Here is a 5,490-nt window from a genome sequence, read left to right as displayed (position 1 = left end):
GTGCTACCTCAACCAGCGTTCGATGCGCACCATTGCCTCGACCATGTCGTCGTGGCTGCCGGCATAGGAGAAACGCATGGTCCGGTGCCCAGCCTGAGTGTCGAAGTCGCGGCCGGGCGTTGCTGCAACATGCGCCTCGGCCAGCATCTTTCGCGCAAAGGCCATGCTGTCATTGGTATGCCTGGTGACGTCACAGAACGCATAAAAGGCGCCGTCCATGGGCGCCGCCAGCGGAAAGCCGAGTTCCGGCAGGCGTTTCATCAAGAGCTCGCGATTCCAGGCGTAGCGGCCTTTTACCGCCTCCAGTTCCTCGGTCGCCCTGAACGCTTCGATCGCGGCAATCTGCGATAGCTCCGGCGGCGAGATGTAGAGGCTCTGGGCGACGCGCTCGACCGGCCGCACCAGTTCCTGCGGCAGCACCATCCAGCCGATTCGCCAGCCGGTCATGCAGTAATATTTGGAGAAGGAATTGATCACCGTCACATCGCCGCCATAGGCAAGTGCCGTGGTGTCGGGGGCGGCATAGGCCAGCCGGTGATAGATTTCGTCGGAGATGACGGCGATGCCGAGGTCCTGTGCCGTCCCTACCAGAGCCGCCAGTTCATCGGCTGGTATGACCGCGCCGGTTGGATTGGCGGGACTGGCGAAGAGAACGCCTTTCAGCGGCTTTTCACGATGCGCGGCTTCCAAATGGCCGGCATGCAGGTAGGCGGCGTCGCCGAGCTCGATCTCGACCACCTCGATGCCGAGTGCGGCCATGATGTTGCGGTAGGCAGGGTAACCGGGTGCCGCGATGGCGACGCGGTCACCCCGATCGAACATCGCCAGGAAGGCAAGATTGAAGGCGGCCGACGATCCCGTGGTCACCGCGATCCGGCCGGGCTCGATCTCAAGCCCGTAGTGATCGGCGTAGTGTCCGGCTATCGCCTTGCGCAAACCTGCCAGTCCGAGCGCGTCGGTGTAGCCGATGCGCCCATCCTGCAGCGCCTTGGCTGCTGCGGCGCGAACCAGAACCGGTGCGGGATCGGAGGGTTGGCCGACGGCCATCGAAACAACCGGCACGCCCTGGGACTTCAGCCGGTTTGCCTCTGCCAGAATGTCCATCGCATGGAAGGGCTCGACATTGCCACGGCGTGAGAGCGAAACGACCATTTAACCAGTATTCCCGATGACTGACGGCGCCAGGCACTGGCGCATGTGCCGCACAAATGCCCGATTGATGTGAGGATCACAAGTTGAGGAAGTTTCCGGCGCCGACTTTTCATCTTTCGCCCGCTCGTCTACCAGTGGACACATCATGTTGAGCCGACCCAGATCGACGATTGCCCAGGCAGCGCGCGTCTTCGCGACGCTTTCGCTTGGCGTTGCCGTTGCAATGTCGAGCTCGGTCAGCGCCTTCGCCCAGAACGTGCCGGTGGTGCGCGACGCCGAGATCGAGGCGCTGGTGCGCGATTACGCGCGGCCGATCTTCAGGGCGGCCGGCCTGGCGAATGACGGCATCGACATCGTCCTGGTCAACGACCAGAGTTTCAACGCCTTCGTCACCGGGCGTCGGCTGTTCATCAACACCGGCGCGCTGATGACGGCTGAAACGCCCAACGAGATCATCGGCGTCATCGCGCACGAAGCCGGTCATATTGCCGGCGGCCACCAGCAGAAGCTGCGCGACCAGCTCGAACGAGCCAAGACGATGGCCGTCATCGCGACATTGCTTGGCGCCGGCGCCATTGTCGCCGGTGCCACAACCAGCAGCCGCGGTCTCGCCGGCGCCGGCATGGGCGTGGCTGCCGGCGGCGGCGAAATGGCACAGCGCAGCATCCTCGCCTATCAGCGCACCGAGGAGATGACGGCCGACCGCTCGGCGATCACCTATCTCAACGCCACCGGCCAGTCCGGCATGGGCATGCTGAAGACATTCCGCCGCTTCCAGACCGCACTTTCGCTTTCGGGCGCCCAGGTCGATCCGTATCGGATCAGCCATCCGATGCCGCAGGATCGCATCGCCAATCTCGAAGTGCTGGTGAAACAGGACCCCAATGTCGACAGGCCGGACCCGCCCGCGCTGCAGCAGCGCCATGACATGATGCGGGTGAAGATCGCCGTTTACATGGAAGGCCAGGCGGCCGCGTCCCGGCTGATGCGAAAGATGCAAGGAACCCTCGCCGCCCAGTACGGCGACGCCCAGTCGACCTACCTGTTCGGCAACATCGCCGCCGCCCTCGCCAAGACCAATGCACTGATCAAAGCGCAACCGAAGAATGCCTACTTCCAGGAACTGCGCGGCGACATCCTGATGAAAGCCAACAAACCCAAGGAAGCCGCGGACGCCTATGCCAAGGCGGTCAGCCTCGATTCGGCTCGGTCCGGTCTGCTGCCGGTGTCCGTGGGCCAGGCGCTGATGGCCGTCGGCACGCCCGACTCCCTCAAAAAAGCCGTCGTGCAGATCAACAATGGCCTCGGTCGCGACAAGGAAAATTCAGCCGGATATCGCCATCTGGCGCAGGCCTATGGCGAGTTGGGCGACATACCTGGCGCTGAACTTGCCACCGCCGAAAGCCATTTCTATTCCGGCAACTACAAGGATGCGAAGATTTTCGCCATGCGGGCGCAGCAGCAGATGAAACGCGGCGAGCCGCGCTGGCTTCGCGCCCAGGATATCATAAACTACAAGCCGTCAACCAAGATCAAGTGAACCTTCCGGCCGCGCGCCACGACATAGCCAGACCGGAAAACAGGCAGAAGGAACAGGAACGATGAAAAAGGCACTGCTGCTGGGCACCACGGGGGTTGCGGTCGCTCTGGCCATGCTGGCTTTCGGATTCGTTGCCGGAAACCCGCAGATCGCCAAGGCCGGGACCGCACAGCCGGTCGAGACGGCGGCGGCCGATACCAAGATCGACCGCACCGAGGTCGAAGGCATCATCCGCGACTATTTGTTGAAAAACCCGGAAGTTCTTCTGGAAGTCCAGGACGCGCTTGAGGCCAAGCAGAAGGAAGAGCAGCGCATCGCTCATCTCGGCGTGATCAAGGATGCCAAGGACCAGATTTTCAACTCCGCCTTCGACGGCGTCGTCGGCAATCCGACCGGCAAGGTCACCATCGTCGAGTTCTACGACTATAATTGCGGCTTCTGCAAACGTGCCATCGACGACATGAAGGCGCTGACCAAGACCGATCCGGACCTGCGTTTCGTGCTCAAGGAATTCCCCATCCTCGGACCGGATTCGCAGAAGGCGAGCGTGGTCTCGATGGCCTTCCACCTGATGCACCCGGAAAAGTACGGCGAGTTCCACAATGCGTTGCTCGGCGGTCAGGGACGCGCCACCGAGGCGGCGGCCATGAAGGTCGCGCTGTCGCTCGGCGCCGACGAAGCGGCGCTGCGCGAGAAGATGAAGGACCCGACAATCAACGAGGCCCTCGCCAAGACCTACGATCTTGCCAACAAGCTGGCGATCACCGGAACGCCGTCCTATGTCGTCGGCAACGAGGTGGTGTTCGGGGCGCTCGGGCAGGAAGTGCTGGCTGAAAAGATCGAGGCGGCGAAAGCCGCGCTCTGATCTTGCTCGCCAGCTATCTCTCACTGGCACATTTCCGCCTGTTGTGGACAGTGAAAGAACGTACTTGCGCTCTTTCCGCGGGCGGCTATGCCCATTATAGAGGGCCCAGCGCGCCGGCTTGATGACGGCGCCGGGAAAGGTCGGCTTTTTTGAAAACGGTTTTCGTCCTGAACGGTCCCAATCTCAACGCGCTCGGCAAGCGCGAGCCGGGCATCTATGGCGGCAAGACGCTTGCCGCGATCGCCGACGACTGCAAGCAGGCAGGCACGGCGCTGGGGTTCGAGATCGATTTCCGCCAGTCGAACCATGAGGGCGACCTTGTCGACTGGATTCAGGAAGCCGGCGACAAGGCTGTCGGCATCGTCATCAACCCGGGCGCCTACAGCCACACCTCGATTGCCATCCACGACGCCATCCGCGCCGTCGCACCATTGCCGGTGGCCGAAGTTCATCTTTCCAACATCCATGCGCGGGAACCATTCCGCCACGTCTCCATGGTCGCGCCGGTCGCCGTCGGCATGATCTGTGGCTTTGGGCCGCTCGGCTATACGCTGGCGCTACAGGCGCTGGCCGCACGCCTATGACCGGCCAACAAACAGAAGGCTCGAAAATGTCGATAAAGAAGACCGGTGTTGACCAGCAACTGATCCGCGATCTGGCGGGCATACTGAACGACACCAACCTCACCGAGATCGAGGTTGAACTGGGCGACCTGAAGGTGCGCGTCTCGCGGCAGGCGCCGGCCGTTCATGCAATCGCGGCGCCGCAACCGGCCTATGCGCCGGCAGCAGCGCAGGCTGCCGCCGTTGCAGTGCCTGTGGTGGCGGACCTTTCCAAGAATGCGGTCACCTCACCGATGGTCGGCACGGCCTATTTGGCGCCGTCGCCGGACGCCAAGGCATTCATCGAAGTCGGCCAGAAGGTCAAGGAAGGCCAGACGCTGCTGATCATCGAAGCAATGAAGACGATGAACCAGATCCCCTCGCCACGCGCCGGCACGGTGACCGCGATCCTTTTCGAGGATTCGCAGCCGGTCGAATATGGCATGCCGCTCGTCGTGATCGAGTAGAGCGGGCCTGATGTTTCAGAAGATCCTCATCGCCAATCGCGGCGAAATCGCCCTCCGGGTACTGCGCGCCTGCAAGGAACTCGGCATCCAGACGGTGGTGGTGCATTCGACCGCCGATGCCGACGCCATGCATGTGCGGCTCGCGGACGAGAGCGTCTGCATCGGTCCGCCGCCATCGCGCGACAGCTATCTCAACATCCATCAGATCGTTGCGGCCTGCGAAATCACCGGCGCCGACGCCGTGCATCCGGGCTACGGCTTCCTGTCGGAGAACGCCAAGTTCGCCGACATACTGGCCGCGCACAACATCACCTTCATCGGTCCGTCCGGCGACCATATCCGCATCATGGGCGACAAGATCGAGGCCAAACGAACCGCCAAGCGCCTCGGCATTCCGGTTGTGCCCGGTTCGGACGGCGCCGTCACCGACCAAAAAGAAGCCAGGCGCATTGCCGCCGAGATCGGCTATCCCGTGATCATCAAGGCATCGGCCGGTGGTGGCGGGCGCGGTATGAAGGTAGCGCTTACCGAGGCCGACCTTGAGGTCGCCTTGCAGACGGCGAGCACGGAAGCCGGTGCGGCCTTCGGCGACGATGCGGTCTACATCGAGAAATACCTGGAAAAGCCGCGCCATATCGAGGTGCAGGTGTTCGGCGACGGCTTTGGCCGCGGCGTGCATTTCGGCGAGCGCGACTGTTCCTTGCAGCGCCGCCACCAGAAAGTCTGGGAAGAGGCGCCCTCGCCGGCCCTCAATGCCGAAGAGCGCGCCCGTATCGGCGGCATCTGCGCCAAGGCGATTGCCGACCTCGGCTATTCCGGCGCCGGCACGATCGAGTTCCTCTACGAAAATGGCGAGTTCTATTT

The 5,490-nt window shown here is 62.8% G+C and carries 6 protein-coding genes; 5 read left to right on the top strand and 1 reads right to left on the bottom strand.

Going from position 1 to position 5,490, the window contains the following annotated elements:
• Window positions 1-3: 3 nt before the first annotated feature.
• Window positions 4-1,152 (bottom strand): aminotransferase class I/II-fold pyridoxal phosphate-dependent enzyme, encoded by a 1,149-nt coding sequence (locus EN991_RS21560; protein WP_127369509.1) that lies wholly within the window; start codon window positions 1,150-1,152, stop codon window positions 4-6.
• 145 nt (window positions 1,153-1,297) lie between these two features.
• Here EN991_RS21560 and EN991_RS21555 point away from each other — a divergent pair, with 145 nt between their 5' ends.
• From EN991_RS21555 to EN991_RS21535, 5 genes are all read left to right on the top strand, one after another.
• Entirely contained in the window at window positions 1,298-2,692 is a 1,395-nt protein-coding gene (locus tag EN991_RS21555) for a M48 family metalloprotease (protein WP_127369508.1), read from the top strand.
• Window positions 2,693-2,753: 61 nt separating this feature from the next.
• On the top strand, window positions 2,754-3,557 hold the full coding sequence (locus EN991_RS21550) for a DsbA family protein (RefSeq protein ID WP_013531360.1): 804 nt from the start codon (window positions 2,754-2,756) through the stop codon (window positions 3,555-3,557).
• 149 nt (window positions 3,558-3,706) lie between these two features.
• On the top strand, window positions 3,707-4,141 hold the full coding sequence (gene aroQ / locus EN991_RS21545) for a type II 3-dehydroquinate dehydratase (RefSeq protein WP_013531359.1): 435 nt from the start codon (window positions 3,707-3,709) through the stop codon (window positions 4,139-4,141).
• Between the two features lie 26 nt (window positions 4,142-4,167).
• The gene (gene accB, locus EN991_RS21540) at window positions 4,168-4,626 is read left to right on the top strand and encodes an acetyl-CoA carboxylase biotin carboxyl carrier protein (RefSeq protein WP_013531358.1); all 459 of its coding nucleotides are present in this window, start codon (window positions 4,168-4,170) and stop codon (window positions 4,624-4,626) included.
• A gap of 10 nt (window positions 4,627-4,636) precedes the next feature.
• Window positions 4,637-5,490, top strand: an 854-nt coding sequence (locus tag EN991_RS21535) for a biotin carboxylase N-terminal domain-containing protein (RefSeq protein WP_127369507.1), incomplete at its 3' end; no start/stop codon positions are given.

The organism is Mesorhizobium sp. M7A.F.Ca.US.005.03.2.1, assembly GCF_003997795.1.
Classification (GTDB): Bacteria; Pseudomonadota; Alphaproteobacteria; order Rhizobiales; family Rhizobiaceae; genus Mesorhizobium; species Mesorhizobium ciceri.
This window is presented reverse-complemented; position numbering and strand designations above follow the sequence as displayed.